We start from the raw sequence: 19730 nt of genomic DNA on the forward strand, positions 1-19730 counted from the left end.
AACAGCCTTAGCAAGGCTCGAAAGTTTTCAAGGATGGAATGACGTAATATAATTCAGCGTTTCGGGGCAATGCGTAAAAAGTAGCCGATGCATGGGGAATACTTGCTGATAGTTACGCAGGGCCGAAAACGTAGTTTTATAAGCCGCCCAATCGTCAAAAAATAATTTTACGGTAGGGCTTGGTAAAATGCCCGCTTCCAGAGTACTCTTGCGCCACGCGGCATCTGTGGCAAAAAATAACGTATGGTCAGCCGTGTGAATACGGATACCCAACTGCCCACGCGCATGTCCCGGGAGCTGCGCCAATTCAACCGACCCATCCCCAAACAAATCCTGAAATTGAAGACTAGACGGCCCGTCGAGATTTTGCATTAGGGCTTTATCTGCCACTACCGAATCCTCCGTTATCACCCGAGCTCTTTCTCTCAAATCAGTCGGGATCAGGGTCTTTACAATCCCATGTCTGACAGCTCCAAACCCCTTCACCGACAACACTTGTTCCATAGCAGCCGAATGACAGATAACGGGTATTTTCGGAAAATCTAACATTCCCGCCACGTGGTCGGCGTGAAAATGTGAGATAATCATTCCGCTCAAATCCGAAGGTTTAATGCCCGCCTGCGCCAATTGCGCCATTGCCGTTTCTTCCTTTTGAATAAAAGCTGGGGTAGCCCAGCCGTAAAATTTATCGGGAAAATGCCGCGTTGCTTCCAGAAATCGGGGAGAATATCCCGTATCAAATACATAAAGTCCGTGACGTGGGTGGTCAATCAACAACCAAACAGCATAAAAAAGGGCCTTCCCCCGACCGTTTTTAGGGTCCACAATCCAATCATGGGCGGTGCAATACCCCGACGCAAAAAGGCGATAACTTACGGTTGTTGGGTTCGATACCATTCAATAAACTCGACAATTCCTTCCCGAGTGGTTTGTACAGGGTGATAATTCAACAAGGTTTGTGCTTTGGAAATATCCATCGTCAGCGATTTAGCCAGTACTCCAATGCCATACCGCGTCAGCGTGGGTTCAGGGCCTCTGGTGAGTTGGGCTTTCAGCTCCATCAATCGAGCCGCCGCGTCGGCTATTGCCAAAGGTACTCGTTTTGTTACGGGCGTCAGGCCGAGCTCTTTGAGTAAGAAATTGATTTCTTCCCACAAATTGACTGGCTCCCCATTCGTGATGTTATAGGCTTGACCAAATGCCTCCACAGGAGCTTTAAACGCACAATTCACGGCCTCAATGACGTTGCGGGCCGTGGTCAAATCGACCATATTTTGACCATTACCAATGATTTTTAGGCGACCGCTTTCGTAGGCTTTCAATAATCTAGGAAAGATAACAGTATCTTCTGCGCCAATGATGGCACGCGGACGCAGGGCAATGGTTTGAAAAAAAGTAGAATATTGACTTAACACTTCCTGCTCCGCCTCCCATTTGGTAGCGGCGTATTCATTGACCATTTTAGTAGGTAATGGGTCGCTTTCCGAAACATTAAATCGGTGTCGAGCGTTGAAATAGATGCTCGGGGTAGAGATGAATACAAACTTTTTAACACCCGTTTTTTGGGCGGCTTTCAATAGGTTTTGGGTAGCAATGACGTTGGCTTTTACAAATTCTTCGCGCTTGCCCCACGGCGCCGACAACGCCGCACAATGCACAACCGCATCGGCTTCAGCGAGCAGAGTTTCACAAAAATCAACGCTTAATAAATCTCCCGCCTCATAACAACACCCCTCTCGCTCAAATTCTGCTATCCGCTCGGTACGTCGGCCCGTTCCCACCACTATTTGCGCCATCTTCCGATGCGTAAGGTGTTTTAACAAACGCCCGCCTAAAAAACCTGATGCTCCAGTGATAACGATTTTTTGCATTCACGAAGCTAAATCTTAAAAATCGAATATGCTAGATTTTGGAAACACTCCATCAGCGGGTTTCAAAAAAAAGCCACTCAATGGCCTTAGGGAATTCTTTTCCCCATCGGGTTTCGTTATGCTCCCCCTTGGGGTCTACTGAGAGTTTTAATTGCAGGCGCTCAGGCGACCATCCTTGTCGCTCTACGGCCTCTTTAAGTCGTTCTGTGCTTTGAATCATGTACCGCCCTTCTTTACCTCCTGCGTATACATATATCTTCGTTTCCATTGGATTGAAAAACTCAATAGCGTCGAAATATATTTTTTCAGAAACCCACAAAGAGGGTGAAAAAATCATTAAACGACCCAAAACTTCGGGGTACATCAAACCCGCATAGATACTTATCAGTCCACCCATTGAGCTTCCCCCGACGCCCGTATGCTGGCGCTCCGGACGGGTCCGGTAGTGTTTGTCAATGTACGGTTTTAACGTACGTACGATAAAATTGGCGTATTTTTTTCCAGAGCCCTTCCCAAATTTAGGGTTGGCATAGGGCGCAAATTCGTGCAATCGGTCTTCGTCGGCATGGTCTATGGCTACAATAATCACGCTTTCTTTGCCCTGAGCGGCGAGAATAGCCATCTTTTTATCGATTTCCCAATTTCCATACACCGAGCCATCTTCAAACAGGTTTTGACCGTCCTGAAGGTAGACTACAGGATAACATTTTTGGGAAGTATAATAATCGTGGGGAAGTAAAATACGTATGCGGCGTGTACGTCCCAACTGTGGCATTTCAAATTGTTCTGCAACCGTTTCTACAGTCGGAACAAGGAGTGGGTCAAAAGACCGCCCATCTTTACGCCAGTGAGGTACAAAATCTTTTTGAGATTTTGTTTTTGCACGAATCCTGCGATTTTGAGGAGTTTCTCCAAAAGAATCAAGCTCTACTTGATCCCATCCTCCACGAGTGTATTTATATTCGAGTGGTTTATCAAACAAAAAATCAGACGGAAATTGAAATCTATATTTACCCGGCTCTACCTTCTGCATTCTAAATCGCTCAATGTCGGGAAACCATTCACAAAAATTTCCGGCAATATATACAGGCCGCTCGTCGTCAACGGCAGTCGTCAACTCCAGCGCCAAAGACGCATAACTGTTACTCATCACTTTTCCTTCATAAGTTAGTGTCACCTTAACACTTACAAAGGTACTAAGGTTCAACGAAATCTTTAAAAAACTAACAGTTCATTCTGCGGTTTTTTATTTTTCTGAAGATTGCCGGTACCAGTAACGGATAACTACTTTTTGTAATTCTCTCTTTATGATCAACTCTGCCAAAGGGCGTAGGTTGGACGTCAAACGCTCAGGAATGTGTTTTTTTAGTTGTTTTTCGGTTAAATCAACCCGATTTAAGACATTTTTCAACGTTCCTCCCTTTCCCAAATGCGCATCCAATGCCCTTACGATTGTTTCACACAGTCCTTCAAAAGAGCAATTTACCAAAGACTCGGACGATAAGGGTATTTGTGCCGTCTGAAAATCTTTTGTTATTTGAAGAAGCAAATCCCGCAGCAAATCAGGCATATTTAGATACGCTTGAATGGCTTCATTTGTATTGAGAATCAAATCATCCGATGGTTGTTCCATAAAATGCCATTAAGTATTATGCTCCAAAAGAAGAAAAAAGTCATTTGGTCCGCAACGTTTCACAAAATAAAACTTTTCCCTGCAACCTTCCGTTATTTATACGCCACATAAATCATTTTCTAAGTTATGCCTTACCCGTTTTTGCCCCATAAAACCGTTGGAATCACCCGCTTCACCCTCGCAACGCTAACCTTTATACTCCTCTCGTTTACCCTTAGTTGGGCACAACCCAAAGTAAACGTAGCCCAACTGAAGGCTAAGTTTCCGAATGAAGAAATGGCGTATCTCAACCGCTCCGAACAGGTAACGGTAGATTTGGTGAATGGAGCCTTGCAAATCGACGTTTTGCATCAGGAAGACCGCGTGTTTTTGGATGAACGCGCCAGCGTTTGGGCCGACGAGCGCATTTATTTTTCGGATGCATTTCAGGAAATCAAGGATTTGGAGGCCATTTCGTACGTTCCAGAAAAAGCAGGATTTAAACGTACGCCCGTGACCGACTTCAAAACCGAACGCCCTAGCCCAGGAGGAGGGATATTTTTTGATGATATGCAGGTTAAAAAATTTACGTTTCCAGGGGCAAAACAGGGAGGCATCGGCACCGTATCGTACCGTGAGCGCATCAAAAATCCGTACATGCTTTCGGGATTTGTGTTTGGCAACTATGTACCCGTCATCAACAGCGATTTTTCAGTTACGTTTCCTGCCTCGGTTAAAGTTTCCTATAAAACCTACGGCGATATGAAGGGAATTACGTTTAAACAAACCACCCTAAACGGCAAAACAACCTACGCTTGGAAAGCCCAAAACCTGAAAGCCTCGCCGCTCGAAACCGAATCCCTTTCGCTGCGTTATTATGTGCCGCAAGTGCTTTTATTCATCGAAAGTTATACTATCGACGGCAAAACGACGGAGGTATTGGGAAATGTGCAAAAGCTGTTTAACTACTATAAAAGCTTGGTCAAAGACCTCAACAAACAACCTAATGCTCCTTTGCAAGCCCTTACCGACTCCCTGACACGGGGCAAAACCGAAGAAGACAAAATCAAGTCAATCTATTACTGGGTGCAAGACCACATCAAATACATTGCTTTTGAAGAAGGATTGGGCGGTTTTATTCCCCGCCAAGCGGCCGACGTTTGCCAAAAACGCTACGGAGATTGTAAAGACATGGCAAGTCTGACTTCTACGATGCTCAATTTGGCGGGCGTTCCGGCATATCTAGTTTGGATCGGAACGCGGGATATTCCGTATCGTTATGTGGAAAACCCCTCGATGAGTGTTGATAACCACATGATTGCAGCCGTTAAAAGAAATGGTAAATGGCAGTTTTTGGATGCTACCGACGACCGCATTGATTTTGGCCTACCTACTTCGCACATTCAGGGCAAAGAAGCGATGATTATGACCTCGGAAGACAAATATGAAATCGTCCCCGTGCCTATTGTTCCGGCTGCACAAAATTTCCGACGGGATTCTATGGTTCTTTCCATCGAGGGCAAAACGCTGAAAGGCAAAGGCACGTTGATGTTTGAAGGTTTGTGGAAAACATCCGTAAAATCGGCGATTCAATACCGTTCGGAGCCGCAACGGGATGAGTACTACAAAAATATTCTCAGTCGCGGGTCCAATAAATCTACGCTGGAAAAACGGACGGTTTCGGGCATCAATCAGCGGGATGTGCCTGTGCAGTTTGACTACACTTTCCGGGTACCCGACTACGTTCAGGAAGCGGCGGGCGAGTTGTTTATCAACCCCCACTTGACTCGTACTTGGGCGGACAAACGCATGGAAGATACGCGTAAAAATGACTGGAAACACGAATTTGCGCATACGCAAGAAACCGTCGAAATCTTACCAATTCCCGTAGGATATGAAGTTTCTTACTTGCCCGAAAACAGGTCGTTTTCCAATCCTGACTTTGGATTCACGCTTAGCTACGAACAAAAAAATGGCCAAATCATTGCACGTACTAAACTGATGCTCAACACATTACTAGTAAAAAAATCTAGTTTCCCCGAATGGAACAAAATGGTGGAAGCGCTGAATGAGGCGTATAGCGAAGTAATTTCGTTGAAGAAAAAATAAAAAAGGCTTGGCAAGTTTTAAAAACGGGGACGCCCAGTCGGGGACGCCTAGTCGGGGACGCCCAGTCTTGCCAAGCCTAAAAATGTCCCTTACCGCTTTTTACCCATTTTCTTCTCCACCCGCGTTTCTTGCTTTTTGGGATTACTCAAAAGTCTATCGGCCAAATCGGGGCGTTTCAGCTTGTTTAATCGGCTTCTAATCAGGCTTCTAAATTCGGGCTTGTACCAGAAGAAATACCGATTTTGATCCAATTTTTCTTCTTTTGTTTTGGCCGTAAAAACGGGCTTCAACGTATAGGGATGAACGCCCGAATAGTAAATCACCTCCGCCACGGTCATGGGCGTGGGCGTAAAATCCTGCACCTGCTCCAGCCGGAAGCCAAGGTCCTTGGTTTCGGCCGCCAAATTGGCCATATCTGCTTCTTCGCAGCCGGGGTGGGAAGAAATGAAATACGGAATCAGGGGTTGGTTCAAATTGTGTTTATCGGAAATCTTGTCGTATTTCTGCTTAAACAACTTAAAATACTTAAACGACGGTTTACGCATTACGCGTAGCGTGTCGTCCGAGGTGTGTTCGGGCGCTACTTTCAACCGGCCCGATACGTGGCGCGTAATGAGTTGCTCCATGTATTCGTCGTGGTTGTTGTCTTTATTGTTTTTGTTGAAATCATCCACCAACAAATCGTAACGAATGCCCGAACCCACAAAGGCTTTCTTCACTTTTGGGTGCGCATCTACTTTTTTATATAACTCCGTAATTGGCTTATGGGAAGTATCCAGATTGGAGCAAATCACGGGGTGAATACAACTCGGACTCGTACAACGCGCGCAAATGGCTTCGTCTTTGCCTTTCATACGGTACATATTGGCCGACGGCCCACCCAAATCGGAGATATAACCCTTAAATTCAGGGTGTTTTGTTACCTCCTCCACTTCTTTCATGATTGACTTCTCGCTCCGCGATGCGATGAATTTTCCTTGATGCGCCGAAATGGTGCAGAAACTACACCCGCCAAAACATCCCCGGTGCATGTTGATAGAAAACTTAATCATTTCGTAGGCAGGAATCGTACCGCGCGTTTTGTACTTGGGATGCGGCAAACGCGTATAAGGCAAGTCAAACGATGCATCAATCTCTTTTTCGTCCATGATTTTGAACGGCGGATTGATGACCAACGTTTGGTTGCCCACTTTCTGGATGATTCGGTTGGCCTGCCATTTATTGGATTCTACCTCCACAATCTTGAAGTTGGCGGCGTACCTGATTTTATCTTGCAAGCATACTTCATGGCTCGCTAGCTCAACCGTTTCCCAGCCTTTGTCGCTTGGCAACTCTGCTTCCGAGTCTTGCAAATAGGCGATTTGATTTACGTTGCGAATGGTATTCAACGGAACTCCTTCGCGCACCAACTTCAACAGCTCGCGCAGGGGCTGCTCGCCCATGCCATACACCAATAAATCGGCTTTAGAATCGGCCAAAATGGTGGGCATCAATTGGTCTTTCCAATAGTCATAGTGCGTCACGCGACGCAATGACGCCTCAATCCCTCCAATCAATACTGGCACATCGGGATAGAGTTCTTTTAATATATTGGAGTAGACCGTAGTAGCATAGTCAGGGCGAAAACCCGCCTCGCCGCCAGGCGTGTACGAGTCGTTGGAGCGCAGGCGTTTGTTGGCTGTGTAATGATTCACCATCGAATCCATACAGCCCGCCGTGACGCCGAAAAAGTATTTGGGTCGGCCGAATTTCTTAAAATCCCGTAAATCGTCTTTCCAGTTGGGTTGGGCTACCACCGCCACCTTGAAGCCTTCGCTTTCCATGATACGACCAATGACGGCCGTGCCAAAGGCAGGATGGTCTACGTAGGCATCCCCCGAAACCAACACAACATCCACTTCGTCCCAGCCTCTTTTTTCAACCTCTTTTTTTGTCAGGGGCAACCAGTCGGTGATGGGTCTTTCTATCATAAAAACGTTTCTTTTTCTTGCGGAATGTAAATTGGCGTGCAAATGTTTCACACATTTATTCAACCAAAGTTATACTGAAATAGTTTTGATCTTCATTAAATACAAAAACAGTTCACAATCAACAGATAAGGTACTTATACTGTGAATTGTGAACTGCAAAGTATTGAAAGGCAGCGCTAAACACCGCCCCTGCGGTTATCGTGCTACTTCGATATTGACCATTTTACCTTTGATGGTATTGCCGCTCATGGCTTCCACCACTTTACGAGCATCGCGCTCGGGAACATCCACAAACGAGTACGCATCAAAAATATCAATTGAGCCAATCACGCGGCCGGGAATACCCGCCTCGCCAGCGATGGCGCCAACGATGTCGCGTGGTTGAACGCGGTCTTTGCGACCTACGCTTACAAACAGACGAACCATACCCGGTTCGTTGCGTTTTGGACCTCTGTCGCCGCCTCTATCTCCGCCACGGTCGCCGAAGCGGCCTGAGCCACGCTCTTCGCCTCTTCCGCCACGGTCTTCAAAACGACCACGTTTTTCAAATCCTCTTTCTGATGGGCGACGGTCACGGTCAGCATCCCATGCCAAATCATTATCGGCAAATTCGCTTTTCTGAACACCCATGTTGATTTTAACCAATGCGGCCACAATCTGCTCCGTAGTGAAGCCCGTAGTATGATGCAACATACCCAACATATCTTCGTACAAATCCAAATCGCCAGTCGAAACCGCCTCTTCTACTTGCGAGATAAAACGGGCTTTGCGTACACCTACGATGTCTTCAAAAGTTGGAATAACTCCTTTGTCGATTTTCACTTTAGTGTAGGTCTCAATCTGGCGCAAACGGTATTTTTCATCTTTGGCTACTAACGTCAGCGCTTTACCCGTTAAGCCAGCACGGCCAGTACGACCGATACGGTGCACGTAGTATTCTTCGTCGAGCGGTAAGTCAAAGTTGATAACGGCGTCAATACCCGACACGTCGATACCGCGAGCGGCTACGTCGGTGGCTACCAAGATATTGGCGGCTCCTGAACGAAACTTCGCCATTACCTGATTCCGTTGCGTTTGGCGCAAATCGCCGTGCAAACTTTCGACCGAATATCCTTTGGAAGAAAGTTCTTCGGTTACTTCGTCTACTTTACGTTTGGTGTTACAGAAAATAATAACCTGCTTTAAATCGTAGGCATCCAATACCCGGCAAGTCACTTCGATTTTGCCCCGTTGTTTTACTTCAAAATACGTTTGCTCAATGTTTTCGTTGGTAACTTCCTTCCGCGTAATTTTAATCTGGACGGGATCTTCTTGGAATTTTTGAGCGATGCCCATGATGGGCTTCGACATGGTAGCCGAAAACAACACCGTTTGGCGCTCATCGGGTACACTTTCCAGAATGGTATCAATATCTTCGCGAAAGCCCATATCGAGCATTTCGTCGGCTTCGTCTAATACTACATAATTTACAAAGTCCAGCTTAAGCGCCTTACGCTCAATAAGGTCCATGACACGACCGGGCGTTCCGACCACAATCTGGGCACCTATTTTCAACGAACGAATCTGACGTTCAATCGAATCACCACCGTAAACGGTTTCGAGTTTCAACCCTTTTTTGTATTTGGCAATACGACGTAACTCTTCGGTTACCTGCACCGCCAACTCACGGGTAGGACACAACATTAATACTTGGGTACGCTTGTCGGAGATATCTACTTTTTCAAGCGCAGGAATACCGAAAGCGGCGGTTTTGCCCGTTCCTGTTTGGGCTTGTCCCAATACGTCACGGCCTTCCAAAAGGGACGGGATGGCTTCTGCCTGAATGGGTGAGGGTTTGGTAAAACCCATTTCTGTTACTGCTTTCAGAATTTCTTCCGAAAGGCCTAATGAATCAAAAAGTACTTCCATTGATTGTTTTTGCGTGCTTACGCACAAGTTAAACGGTTAATAGTATTCCCGTTAATTGTTCGAGCGGTAAGCACAACGTGGCATAGAAGGGTTTCTAGCCGGCGAAAACCTTTCAACAATTACCTTCCCTCGACGGGTTTTTAACTCAACCTATCGGCGGATACGATCAATAACAGGATTTTTAAAAATTGCCCATGCACTGAACACTCATGAAATCTCGATGAGCCGGTGCCAAATAATTCGAAGCGTGATTTTCTAACAGACAAAAATGGGGACTCCAATACCCCATGGGAGAAAAAGACGCAGAGACGTTAAGAAGCGCTCGGTGCAGTTATTTTATGCAAAAGTAAGAAGAATATTCGATTTTCCCCAATTAACGCAACAAATTTTGTATTTTTTTAATATTACACCTCGCTTACGCTCCCGGCTTCGCACTTTAGGACGCGCGCAGGGTATTTTTTCAGAAAATCATAATTGTGAGTAGCCATCAAAATGGCAGTTCCTGCCGTGTTAATACTCTGAAACACCTGCATGATTTGTTCGCCTACTTCAGGGTCAAGGTTTCCAGTGGGCTCATCAGCCAACAGAATCTGAGGCTCGTTGAGCATGGCCCGCGCAATCACAACCCGCTGCTGCTCGCCGCCCGAAAGTTGATGGGGCATTTTCTTTTGTAAAGTGCCCAACCCTACTTGCATCAGCACTTCCGAAATTCTGTTCTTGATGGTCGCTTTGTCGGTCCAGCCAGTGGCTCGAAGTACAAACTCAAGATTTTCTTCCACCGTACGGTCAAAAAACAATTGAAAATCTTGGAAGACAATACCGATTTTACGCCGAAGAAAAGGCACATCGGCCTGCTTGAGCTTTTGCAACTGATAGCCAACCACCGTTCCCGTACCCGACTCCAGCCAAAGGTCGGCGTAGAGTGTTTTGAGCAGAGAGCTTTTTCCGCTTCCCGTTCGTCCGATTAAAAAAACAAAATCGCCTTTATTTATCACAAAATTTACATCGGCCAAGACCAGCTTATTGCCATTTTGATAAATGTCGGTATGTTCAAGTTGAATAATCGGTTCAGATGAAAAAGCAGTCATAGTTCAGTAGGCAGTTAGCAGTCAGCAGTTTGCAGTATTTCATTGCAAACTGCCAACTGTAAACTATTTTTATTGATTTCCTTTTTTGTAGTCAGACAGGAATTTCTCCAAACCGATATCGGTCAGAGGGTGCTTAAGCAATGAGGTAATAACGCTTAATGGGCACGTAACCACATCGGCGCCCAATTCAGCACATTTCAAAAGGTGGATAGAATGACGAACCGACGCCGCCAAAACTTCGGTGGTATAACCGTAGTTTTGATAAATGGTCACAATCTGCTCAATCAAATCCATCCCGTCCATAGACACATCGTCCAAACGGCCAATGAAAGGCGATACGTAGGTAGCCCCCGCTTTGGCCGCCAATAACGCCTGCCCTGCCGAAAACACAAGGGTACAGTTGGTCTTAATACCTCGATCTGAGAGATGTTTGATGGCTTTTACTCCATCTTTAATCATCGGTACTTTTACAACAATTTTCTCGTCAATTTCAATCAACTCATCCGCCTCTTTGATCATCCCCTGAAAATCAGTAGCAATTACTTCGGCACTTACGTCTCCATCTACAATGTCACAAATTGCTTTGTAGTGTGCCATGATGTTGGCTTTGCCAGTGATTCCCTCTTTTGCCATCAAAGATGGGTTGGTAGTAACGCCATCCAACACGCCCAGCTCATAGGCCTCCCGGATTTCACTCAGATTTGCGGTATCAATAAAGAATTTCATAAAAGTCTTTTTAAGTTATCACTTGCAAAGTTAGGCTAAAGTACCCGTTCTGTGAAATGTTTAAAGTAAAAATGGCATAACTATCTCAATATTGGATAAGGGAAATTTATTCTACTACCAACGCGCCCCAATACATCAATTCTTTGATGCGGTCTGATACCAATTGCCGAAATTTCTCTTTTTCGGCACTTACTTCTTCGACCTTAAAATAGGGTGCAACCCTTTCAATCGCTTCTTGAATAGAAATAGGTTCTTCTAAAAACGCATCTAACAGTACCATATTGAGGGGGTCTAATCCAATACTCTTTTCCGCGAGGGTATAAATATCAGGCACGATAAGCGTCTGCTCCAACGTGCCTTCTTGGGTAGTATTTTCTACCAATTGCACCTGTTCCGAAAACTGTAGTTTTTGTGTAAGAAACGGCAGTAAAGGCAAGCTAAACAATTCTTGTACCTTACGATATTGACGTACATCTTGCTCATAATATACACGATACGCCTCTTTGGGGCTGTTGACACCTGAGCCGTTTAATCCGTCAGTCGGTTTTGAACCGACCGACGGATGGGAGACTTGCCCATAATAACGACAATCCAATGCTACACCTGCGGCTTTACACTCCTCAATAATTCTGTAATAATACTCTGGATAGTCTTGCCGCAGCCGACGTGCCAAGTGCCGGCAGGTTTCGGGCTGACGCTTGAAATCTCCTAAGGCATGGATAAATTTGGTTTGATAAGGCACGCTCTCAAAACGGGCAAAGCCTCGGTATGTGGGGTCAAAATCTTCTTCCCGCTCAATAAGGTACGTTACTGGCACCCCATGCTCTTTGGCCAGGCAATAATACAGGAACTGCTCAAAGCCAATATTAAATGTACGACGGTTTATTTTGGACAGAGCCTCCTGGTTTTTATGAATAAGTTCAAACGACAATTCGGCATATTTTTTGAAAATATCCATCCGCGTTCCGCCTATTAGTCCAGTATTGCAGGAGCGTACGGGTATTTCGTTCATTTGCCGACGCATACAGTCAGGGATATAAGCAAAATGCTGTTGCATCTCGCTTAGTGTTTGGTAATAATACTGAAAATCCACTTCGGGATTTTGGGCAATTAGGGCAGCCTGCTCCAAACGAGCCCCCAACGCCTCCCATAAATAAATATCCCCATCTACGTGCATAAATGGTTCATTTTGGAGACTATACGTGAAGATTTTCCCCAACGCCCACATATCTTCTGGATACCCCTGAAGCCTATCCAAAGCGATACTGCAATGCGAATATGGCAATGCCAGTGTATCTATCAATATTTCTTTGCCCCTGCTGTCTGTAAAAATTTCGACCTGTCCGTAGTGCTCACGCAGCGTAAGCACACTTAATGCCCACGACATCCAATGATATTCGGCGGATAACCAGCCCGAAGCGTTGTGAATTTGACGCTCATATGCTATATTAGACCAGAATGATTGTATAATTTTCATTTGAACATTTTTTATGTTTTTTTTCTAAAAATCAACAGGTATATATTTGTAAAAATCAGGTATATATAAAAAATAACCCTTTAAGGATAAAAAATTTTTATGATAAACTATTTTCAACAAAACAGCATAAAAAATTTGATTTTTCGTTTTTTTTACGTGTTTTCCGAGGTCGAAACAAGCCGTTGCATGGTGCAGCAGCCCTAACCCTTCGACAACAATACGCATGAAATCAAAATTTGCAGGTCTCAACTTCGACTCAGTAGAAGTACTAACGCAGGAAGAAAAAAAGAAAGTGAAAGGTGGGTATGGAGAAATTACCAAGCCCAAAGGTCGTTGGGCTTGTAACCACATTTCATTATCAAGCTTTGACTCGTATTCGAGTTGTGTAAGCGCTTGTGGCCCTCAAGTTTTCACTATCAACAACTGCTATTACGTTTAACTATTTTCGGGGTAATTTTTCAATTTACCCCATTCTTTATTTTTAGACCTTACCAATAATGAAACAAATAATAAGCTTATTATTAATAAGTACATTAAATTCTTGCTATACGTCTCAAAATATTTCAAAGAAAAAGATACAATCTCAGCTTGTTGATTTTTTCAATAACGCCAACCATCTAAACATTGAGGCTTGCCAACCAATGCTTTATCTCCAATGTGCCACTGAAAAAGAAGCAAAAGACAACAATGTTTTTCGAGAAATTTTAAAAAGGTTAACTCAGGAAAGGAATTTTAAATCTTTAAAAATAACAGCAATAGAATGGAAGTCTGACACTGCTTTTCTAACTACAAAAGTTTATTTTAACAATAACAAACCAATTGTAATTTATAAAGCAGATGAAAGAACTGAAGTTGATGATAATCAAATACTTATTATGGACAAAAGGATTCTTTGTGGGAAAAATTCTCAAACACATTTTTTTATATTTCCCGAATGTAGCCTGAGTCAAAAAATGAGAATAATAAAAAAGTAAGAATAAAGTTTATTTTTATATAAATCTATTTTTGACACAAGGAAATCAATGGACAGTTGCCGATGCGAAGGATACTACAATTAAAATTGAAAACGGAAGCTATTCTGTCTTGACACGAGTACCTGTAAAATGTCCTTTCAAAGTCAACCTACAAGAAAATTTTGAAATTGAGTTTGATTTCAAAATTGTTCCCAGTCCTGAAAACAGGGGACTTTCTTTTTTCTATTGGGGCAACTTTCTTACCAATAAAGGAGTCAATGCTATAATCTATTTTGATAACAAGGGTAATAGCCTCCGTTTTCCACAGTTTAATGTTATTCCAATAAACATCTATACCGCCAACATCAGTAGTGTAGAATATAATAAATTCACTATCAGGAAGATAGAAAATAGATATTATTACTACCTCAACGAACGACCTTTTTACTACTTTGATGAAGTCAATATAGATACAGATACCCCTCTTTGGTTTGGATGTTTGGCTTCCATGCAATTTGATAATGTGACTTATTCGTCAATCTTAAAATAAAAAAATTAAAAGTTGAAAATCATAATTTAGTATCCAATGGAAAAATGGTTAGATCAAGTACTAAGGGAATTAAAAATAAATTATACATCTTCAACTATAAAAAATGCTATAAATAGATGGTCACTTTTAAATATTAGGGATTTAACTCATTTTTTTGATTTTTTTAAAATCCCCAATCTAACCATTCGCCTAAAACCAGACCAACTCTCCGAGATCTCCCTCCCCGCAATAGCCCATTGTCAAACAAATGATAATTCCTTTTTTGTATTGCTCCAACGCTTGCAAAACAATCAAATCAGCTACTATCGTGAAAGTAAGGGAGAAATAACTGAAACCATAGAAGCCTTTTCGGAGAAATGGAGCGGTACGGTGATGCTGCTCGCTCCGGATGAACACTCCGGAGAGCCCAACTACGAGGGAAACAGACAAAAAGAACAAAGAACAAAACTCGAAAAAGGGTTGATGTGGGGGGCACTTAGAGTTGTTGTTTTGGTCGGCATCTTCCTTCAAACCCACCTCTATTTGTCGGGCATTTTTTTGCTTTACGGTATCGGAACTGTAGTCTCCGTTTTACTACTACAAAGCGAGTATGGCAAACGGATAGAATGGGTAGAAAAATTATGTCATTTGGGAACCCCTCCCTCAGAGGGACAGGGGTGCAATGCAGTCACACAATCTTCGAGCAGTAAGATTTTTGGATTTAGTTGGGCAGAAATTGGGTTAGTGTATTTTGGAGGTAGTGCAATTTCATTCATCATTGAACAATTAACATTGAAACAGGTTTCACCACTTTCTCTGTTACATATGTTTACACTTCCCTATGTCATCTATTCGCTTTATTATCAAGCATTTGTAGTACGGGCATGGTGTATGTTGTGCCTGATAGTACAGGGCGTTTTGATAATGATTGCGGTAGCGTGGCTTGGACATTATGATTGGCACTTACGGGATGTCTCAGGAATGAACGTAGTAGCCTCTCTGCTAACAACAGCCAGTTTTGCACTTATGGTAGCTTTATGGCTTTTCTTTAAGCAGGTATGGCAACGAGAACGGCAGTTAGTACCTACCAAACGTGCGTTGAATCAGTGGCAAAACGACAGTGATTTGTTTTTATCGCATTTATATGCTCAACCTATCACCGAAATAGGGGTACTTCCCAATGAAACCCAAATAGGAAATATTGATGCTCCCATTGTTGTGACAATGGTAAGCAATCCGCATTGCAATCCGTGTAAAGAAGCCTTCAAGGAGCTAACAGGCTGGGTGAAGTATTTTGAGGACGAAATGCAATTGAGAATCAGGCATATCAATAGCAGTGAAGTACACTATCAGGAGCATGAAAAATGGGCAAAAGAAATTGGGATAGAATTTACACCTACCTTGTTTATCAACGGGTATCAACTTCGTTCGCCTTACTCCTATAAAGATATATGGAAGCATGTACGGATACTGGCAGAAAAAGTTTCTTAGGCCATCTCAAACAGTTTCGCCATCTTATAATTAGGGTTTTGTATAAGTGATGGCAAAATTCCCTTTTTATAAACAACTCGACGCGATGGCCCGAAGCGTCGGCCCGGTGTGACCCGACTTGCCTCCGGATGAAAACTAACAACCATGAGACAATTCCCTTTTTATAGGCAACTCGACGTGATGGATTGCGGGCCTACCTGCTTGCGTATGGTGGCAAAGTATTACGGTCGGAACTATTCAGCGCAAGAATTACGAGAATTGACACAAATAGGAAAAGACGGAGTGAATTTGTTGGGGATTTCGGAAGCGGCTGAGGCAATCGGATTTCGAACGTTGGCTATCAAACTACCTTTACATAAACTTCTTTCTGATGCTCCTTTTCCCTGTATTGTTCACTGGGGACATAATCATTTTGTGGTAGTACAGCCCGCGCGGCGTACCGTCCCAAACCCCCAATGGGGGCTTTTTAATTCCCTTTCTCTTACAAGGACAAAGGGTCGAAACGGGACGTCTCGTGGAATAGAGGTAGCTGACCCAGCACAAGGGCTTATTACTTACACCCGTGAAGAATTTGAAAAGCAATGGGCAACAACAACATCTGGCAATGAGAAAGTAGGAATCGTGTTGCTGCTTGAGCCTACACCTGCGTTTTATGAAGAAAACGTTTTAACAAATCTTAAAGAAGGGAAAGAGCAGAATCATATTTGGTCTGCCCGAATCGGGGGGTATCTCTGGCAACATCGTCGTTTGGTAGGTCAATTGGCTGTTGGTTTAGTGGTAGCAAGCTTATTACAGCTAATTTTTCCATTTCTTACCCAATCGGTGGTGGATGTAGGCGTACAAACGCGCAACCCCTCTTTTATTTTGTTGGTATTGTTGGCACAGTTGGCACTTACAGTAGGCCGTACCTCTGTCGAGTTTATTCGGTCGTGGTTATTGATGCACTTGAGTACCCGGCTTAATTTGTCCCTGCTTTCCGATTTCCTCATCAAACTCACTCGTTTACCCTTGTCGTTTTTTGATTCTAAGCAGTTTGGCGACATCATGCAACGTATAGGTGACCACCATCGCATTGAGCAGTTTCTGACGGGTCAAACGCTCAATACTCTATTTTCACTCTTCAATCTGGTCATATTTGGAGCAGTTTTAGCCTTTTATAATCTTACAATTTTTGGGGTTTTGATGATAGCCGCTGTATTATATGCAAGTTGGGTTATGCTCTTTCTGAAATTTAGGCGTAAGTTAGATTACCAACGGTTTGGTATTGCAGCCAAAAGCAATGGTTCGTTGGTTCAACTTATTCAAGGAATGCACGATATTCGACTGGCGGGTGCCGAAACGCCCATGCGTTGGGAGTGGGAACAATTGCAAACTCAGTCGTTTAAATTGGGAATGAAAGGGCTGTCGGTGTCTCAATGGCAACAGGCAGGGGCATTATTGATTAATGAAAGCAAAAGTATTTTTATTACTTTCTTATCGGCACAAGCTGTAATGAATGGCCAACTTACTTTAGGCGGTATGTTAGCAGTTCAGTATATCATCGGGCAAGTGAACGGTCCTATTGAACACTTGATCGGGTTACTACAATCAGGGCAGGATGCCAAAATTAGCTTGGAACGCCTGAATGAAATCTATGAATTGGAAGATGAAGAGAACAACGATTTGTTGCGCGGACTTTCAAAGGACAAGTATCTCTATTTGAAAGACATTACTTTTACCTACACGGGCGCAGGCAATTTACCTGTCTTTAAAAACCTCAGTTTATTTATTCCTCAAGGCAAAACTACCGCCATTGTTGGTACAAGCGGTAGTGGTAAGACGACGCTACTTAAACTACTATTGCGATTTTATGAGCCTACACAAGGACAGATTCGGGTAGGAGATACCGCCCTTACACAGCTATCCCACAAATATTGGCGCAGTCAATGCGGTGTAGTGATGCAGGAAGGGTTTATCTTCTCCGATACCATCGCCCGTAACATTGCCATAGGCGTAGAAGGTATAGACCGTGCCAAACTCTATCATGCGGCCAAAACAGCCAATATTCTGGAGTTTGTCGAATCTCTGCCAATGGGTTTCCATACCAAAATCGGGGCAGAGGGAAATGGCATCAGCCAAGGGCAAAAACAACGAATTTTGATTGCCAGAGCCGTTTATAAAGACCCTCAGTACATTTTTTTCGACGAAGCTACGAATGCTTTAGATGCTCATAATGAATCTATCATCATTGATAACCTTAACGCTTTTTTCAAAAACCGTACCGTAGTGGTAGTTGCTCACCGATTAAGTACAGTCAAAAATGCGGATCAAATTGTAGTCATGGACAAAGGCGTAATTACAGAAATTGGAACACACAACGAATTGGCCTTGCAACGAGGAGCTTATTATGAACTGGTGAAAAATCAACTGGAACTGGATAATTAAATTAAAATGGAAGAGGCTTATTTGACAGATAGACCAGAAGGGGCAGCTTTCTTTGAAGAACTACGGAGTGAGGAGATTCAAGAAGTATTGAGTAATAAACCACCCTGGGCTGTTCGTTGGGGGAATACGGTGTTTTTAGTGATTTTATTGTCGATTTTAGGGCTTAGTTGGCTGATTAAATATCCCGAAATCATTGTTGTACCTTTCCGTCTTACTTCAGATGATGTTCCCAAACCTGTTGTTGCTAAGGCAAACGGGCGGCTTGTAAAACTATGGGTCAAAGAAAATCAGTATGTTGAAAAAGGAAAAGTATTGGCTTATATTGAGAGTACAGCATCACATTCAGAAGTTTTAGCACTTCAAAATTCTTTAGATAGTTTGGCTGTACTTATTGAGACAGGTCATTTTGAAGATATTTCGTCTTTTCGGGCAGGAAGTTTTCAACATTTGGGCGAGTTGCAAAGCGATTACCAGACATTTATGCAGCAATTTTCTGAAACGGCTGCGCTTTTCACTCAAGGTTATTTAGCAAAGAAGAAAGATTTTCTACGCTATGAAATTTCAGATTTAGAACAAAATCATGAACAGCTTTTAGAACAGTATGACATTCAAAATCAAGATTTTAGATTGGCCGAGAAAGAATTTGGAATGCACAAAAAATTGTATGAACAAAAAGTAATTGCTTGGGTAGAGTACAATAGGGAAGAGCGCAATTTTTTGGCAAAAAAAATGCCATTGAAGCAATTGGAGATGAGTATTACTAACAATCAGACCGCTCAAACTCAAAAACAACGGGAATTGGCAGAATTAGAAAAACAGGCCAATGCTCAAAAAATACAATTTAGTCAATCTATTAATTCATTGCGGGCTAATGTAGCTTCATGGAAAGCTCGCTATATTCCTACCGCTCCTCGGTCGGGTCAAGTATATTTTACAGCACTTTGGCAGGAAGAACAAAATGTTAAAAATGAAGAAGTTTTGTTTTATGTGGGTACTTCACAAAAGGGATATTTTGGCGAACTTAACATCCCGCAAGCCAATGCAGGAAAAATTCAGGTCGGACAATGGGTCTTAATAAAGTTTCAAAGCTTCCCATTTGAACAGTTTGGAATGGTAAAGGGACAAATAAAAAGTGTAGCATCTATTCTCTCTACCGATACTACATTTAGGGCAATTGTGACACTTCCAAAAGGTCTTACGACTACTTCACATAAAACGCTTCCTTTCAAAAATAACCTTAACGCTTCTGCCGAAATCATAACGCAGGATGTGAGCGTCGCTGAACGTATGTTTTATCAACTCAAAAAGTTAATAAACCAATAAACTGTGAGATTAAGAAGCTAAAGGAAGATAACGGAGTCTTCCTTTTTAATATCCATAACTTGTATTATAGAAATTAATTATTGTAATTTGCCGTCTGGTTAAAGCATTTGTGACAACAAATACTTGGAACAATCCAAAAACCGTAGTAGTGAGTGCGTTACAAATTGCGAAAACCAATTAGGTAATTATTCACAAAAACCAATTTTCAACCTATGATGAACAGTTTCCCCTTAGCAGGCCGGGCTTCTT

At 43.1% G+C, this 19730-nt stretch carries 16 protein-coding genes; 7 read left to right on the forward strand and 9 right to left on the reverse strand.

All coding sequences use genetic code 11. The annotated features are described in order from the left end of the window. Positions 1 to 27: 27 nt before the first annotated feature. The 4 genes from DR864_RS15195 to DR864_RS15210 form a co-directional block, all read right to left on the reverse strand. Positions 28 to 897 (reverse strand): MBL fold metallo-hydrolase, encoded by an 870-nt coding sequence (locus DR864_RS15195; protein WP_114067778.1) that lies wholly within the window; start codon positions 895 to 897, stop codon positions 28 to 30. After that, positions 873 to 1871, reverse strand: coding sequence for an NAD-dependent epimerase/dehydratase family protein (locus tag DR864_RS15200; RefSeq protein ID WP_114067779.1), 999 nt, complete (start codon positions 1869 to 1871; stop codon positions 873 to 875). The genes DR864_RS15195 and DR864_RS15200 overlap by 25 nt, the downstream gene beginning before the upstream one ends. 52 nt (positions 1872 to 1923) lie before the next feature. Continuing rightward, positions 1924 to 3048, reverse strand: coding sequence for an alpha/beta hydrolase (locus DR864_RS15205; protein WP_310587522.1), 1125 nt, complete (start codon positions 3046 to 3048; stop codon positions 1924 to 1926). A gap of 69 nt (positions 3049 to 3117) precedes the next feature. Next, a complete protein-coding gene (locus DR864_RS15210; RefSeq protein ID WP_114067780.1) occupies positions 3118 to 3504 on the reverse strand; it encodes a hypothetical protein in 387 nt (128 codons plus the stop codon). 126 nt (positions 3505 to 3630) lie between these two features. Here DR864_RS15210 and DR864_RS15215 point away from each other — a divergent pair, with 126 nt between their 5' ends. Then, positions 3631 to 5592 (forward strand): DUF3857 domain-containing protein, encoded by a 1962-nt coding sequence (locus DR864_RS15215; protein WP_114067781.1) that lies wholly within the window; start codon positions 3631 to 3633, stop codon positions 5590 to 5592. A gap of 89 nt (positions 5593 to 5681) precedes the next feature. Here the strand turns inward: DR864_RS15215 and DR864_RS15220 are convergent, their stop codons facing one another. From DR864_RS15220 to DR864_RS15240, 5 genes are all read right to left on the reverse strand, one after another. Continuing rightward, positions 5682 to 7562, reverse strand: coding sequence for a YgiQ family radical SAM protein (locus tag DR864_RS15220; RefSeq protein ID WP_114067782.1), 1881 nt, complete (start codon positions 7560 to 7562; stop codon positions 5682 to 5684). 195 nt (positions 7563 to 7757) lie between these two features. Continuing rightward, on the reverse strand, positions 7758 to 9470 hold the full coding sequence (locus tag DR864_RS15225) for a DEAD/DEAH box helicase (protein ID WP_114067783.1): 1713 nt from the start codon (positions 9468 to 9470) through the stop codon (positions 7758 to 7760). 404 nt (positions 9471 to 9874) lie between these two features. Then, positions 9875 to 10558: a cell division ATP-binding protein FtsE gene (locus tag DR864_RS15230; protein WP_114067784.1), complete on the reverse strand. Its 684-nt coding sequence runs from the start codon at positions 10556 to 10558 to the stop codon at positions 9875 to 9877. 69 nt (positions 10559 to 10627) lie between these two features. Then, positions 10628 to 11284, reverse strand: a complete 657-nt coding sequence (fsa, locus tag DR864_RS15235) for a fructose-6-phosphate aldolase (protein WP_114067785.1) — start codon at positions 11282 to 11284, stop codon at positions 10628 to 10630. 106 nt (positions 11285 to 11390) lie between these two features. Next, a complete protein-coding gene (locus DR864_RS15240; protein WP_114067786.1) occupies positions 11391 to 12761 on the reverse strand; it encodes a DUF6734 family protein in 1371 nt (456 codons plus the stop codon). Positions 12762 to 12984: 223 nt separating this feature from the next. On the opposite strand from DR864_RS15240, the gene DR864_RS15250 reads away from it, so the two are divergent. The 6 genes from DR864_RS15250 (at position 12985) to DR864_RS15275 (ending at position 19481) form a co-directional block, all read left to right on the forward strand. After that, the gene (locus tag DR864_RS15250; protein WP_114067788.1) at positions 12985 to 13200 is read left to right on the forward strand and encodes a hypothetical protein; all 216 of its coding nucleotides are present in this window, start codon (positions 12985 to 12987) and stop codon (positions 13198 to 13200) included. 58 nt (positions 13201 to 13258) lie between these two features. After that, positions 13259 to 13735, forward strand: a complete 477-nt coding sequence (locus DR864_RS15255) for a hypothetical protein (RefSeq protein ID WP_114067789.1) — start codon at positions 13259 to 13261, stop codon at positions 13733 to 13735. 31 nt (positions 13736 to 13766) lie between these two features. After that, positions 13767 to 14264, forward strand: a complete 498-nt coding sequence (locus tag DR864_RS15260; RefSeq protein ID WP_114067790.1) for a hypothetical protein — start codon at positions 13767 to 13769, stop codon at positions 14262 to 14264. A gap of 36 nt (positions 14265 to 14300) precedes the next feature. Continuing rightward, entirely contained in the window at positions 14301 to 15734 is a 1434-nt protein-coding gene (locus DR864_RS15265; RefSeq protein ID WP_114067791.1) for a vitamin K epoxide reductase family protein, read from the forward strand. A 144-nt stretch (positions 15735 to 15878) separates the two neighbouring features. Then, a complete protein-coding gene (locus DR864_RS15270; RefSeq protein WP_114067792.1) occupies positions 15879 to 18158 on the forward strand; it encodes a peptidase domain-containing ABC transporter in 2280 nt (759 codons plus the stop codon). Between the two features lie 6 nt (positions 18159 to 18164). Beyond that, positions 18165 to 19481, forward strand: a complete 1317-nt coding sequence (locus DR864_RS15275; protein ID WP_114067793.1) for an HlyD family secretion protein — start codon at positions 18165 to 18167, stop codon at positions 19479 to 19481. Positions 19482 to 19730 lie beyond the last annotated feature (249 nt).

It is taken from the genome of Runella rosea, from assembly GCF_003325355.1.
Taxonomy (GTDB): domain Bacteria; phylum Bacteroidota; class Bacteroidia; order Cytophagales; family Spirosomataceae; genus Runella; species Runella rosea.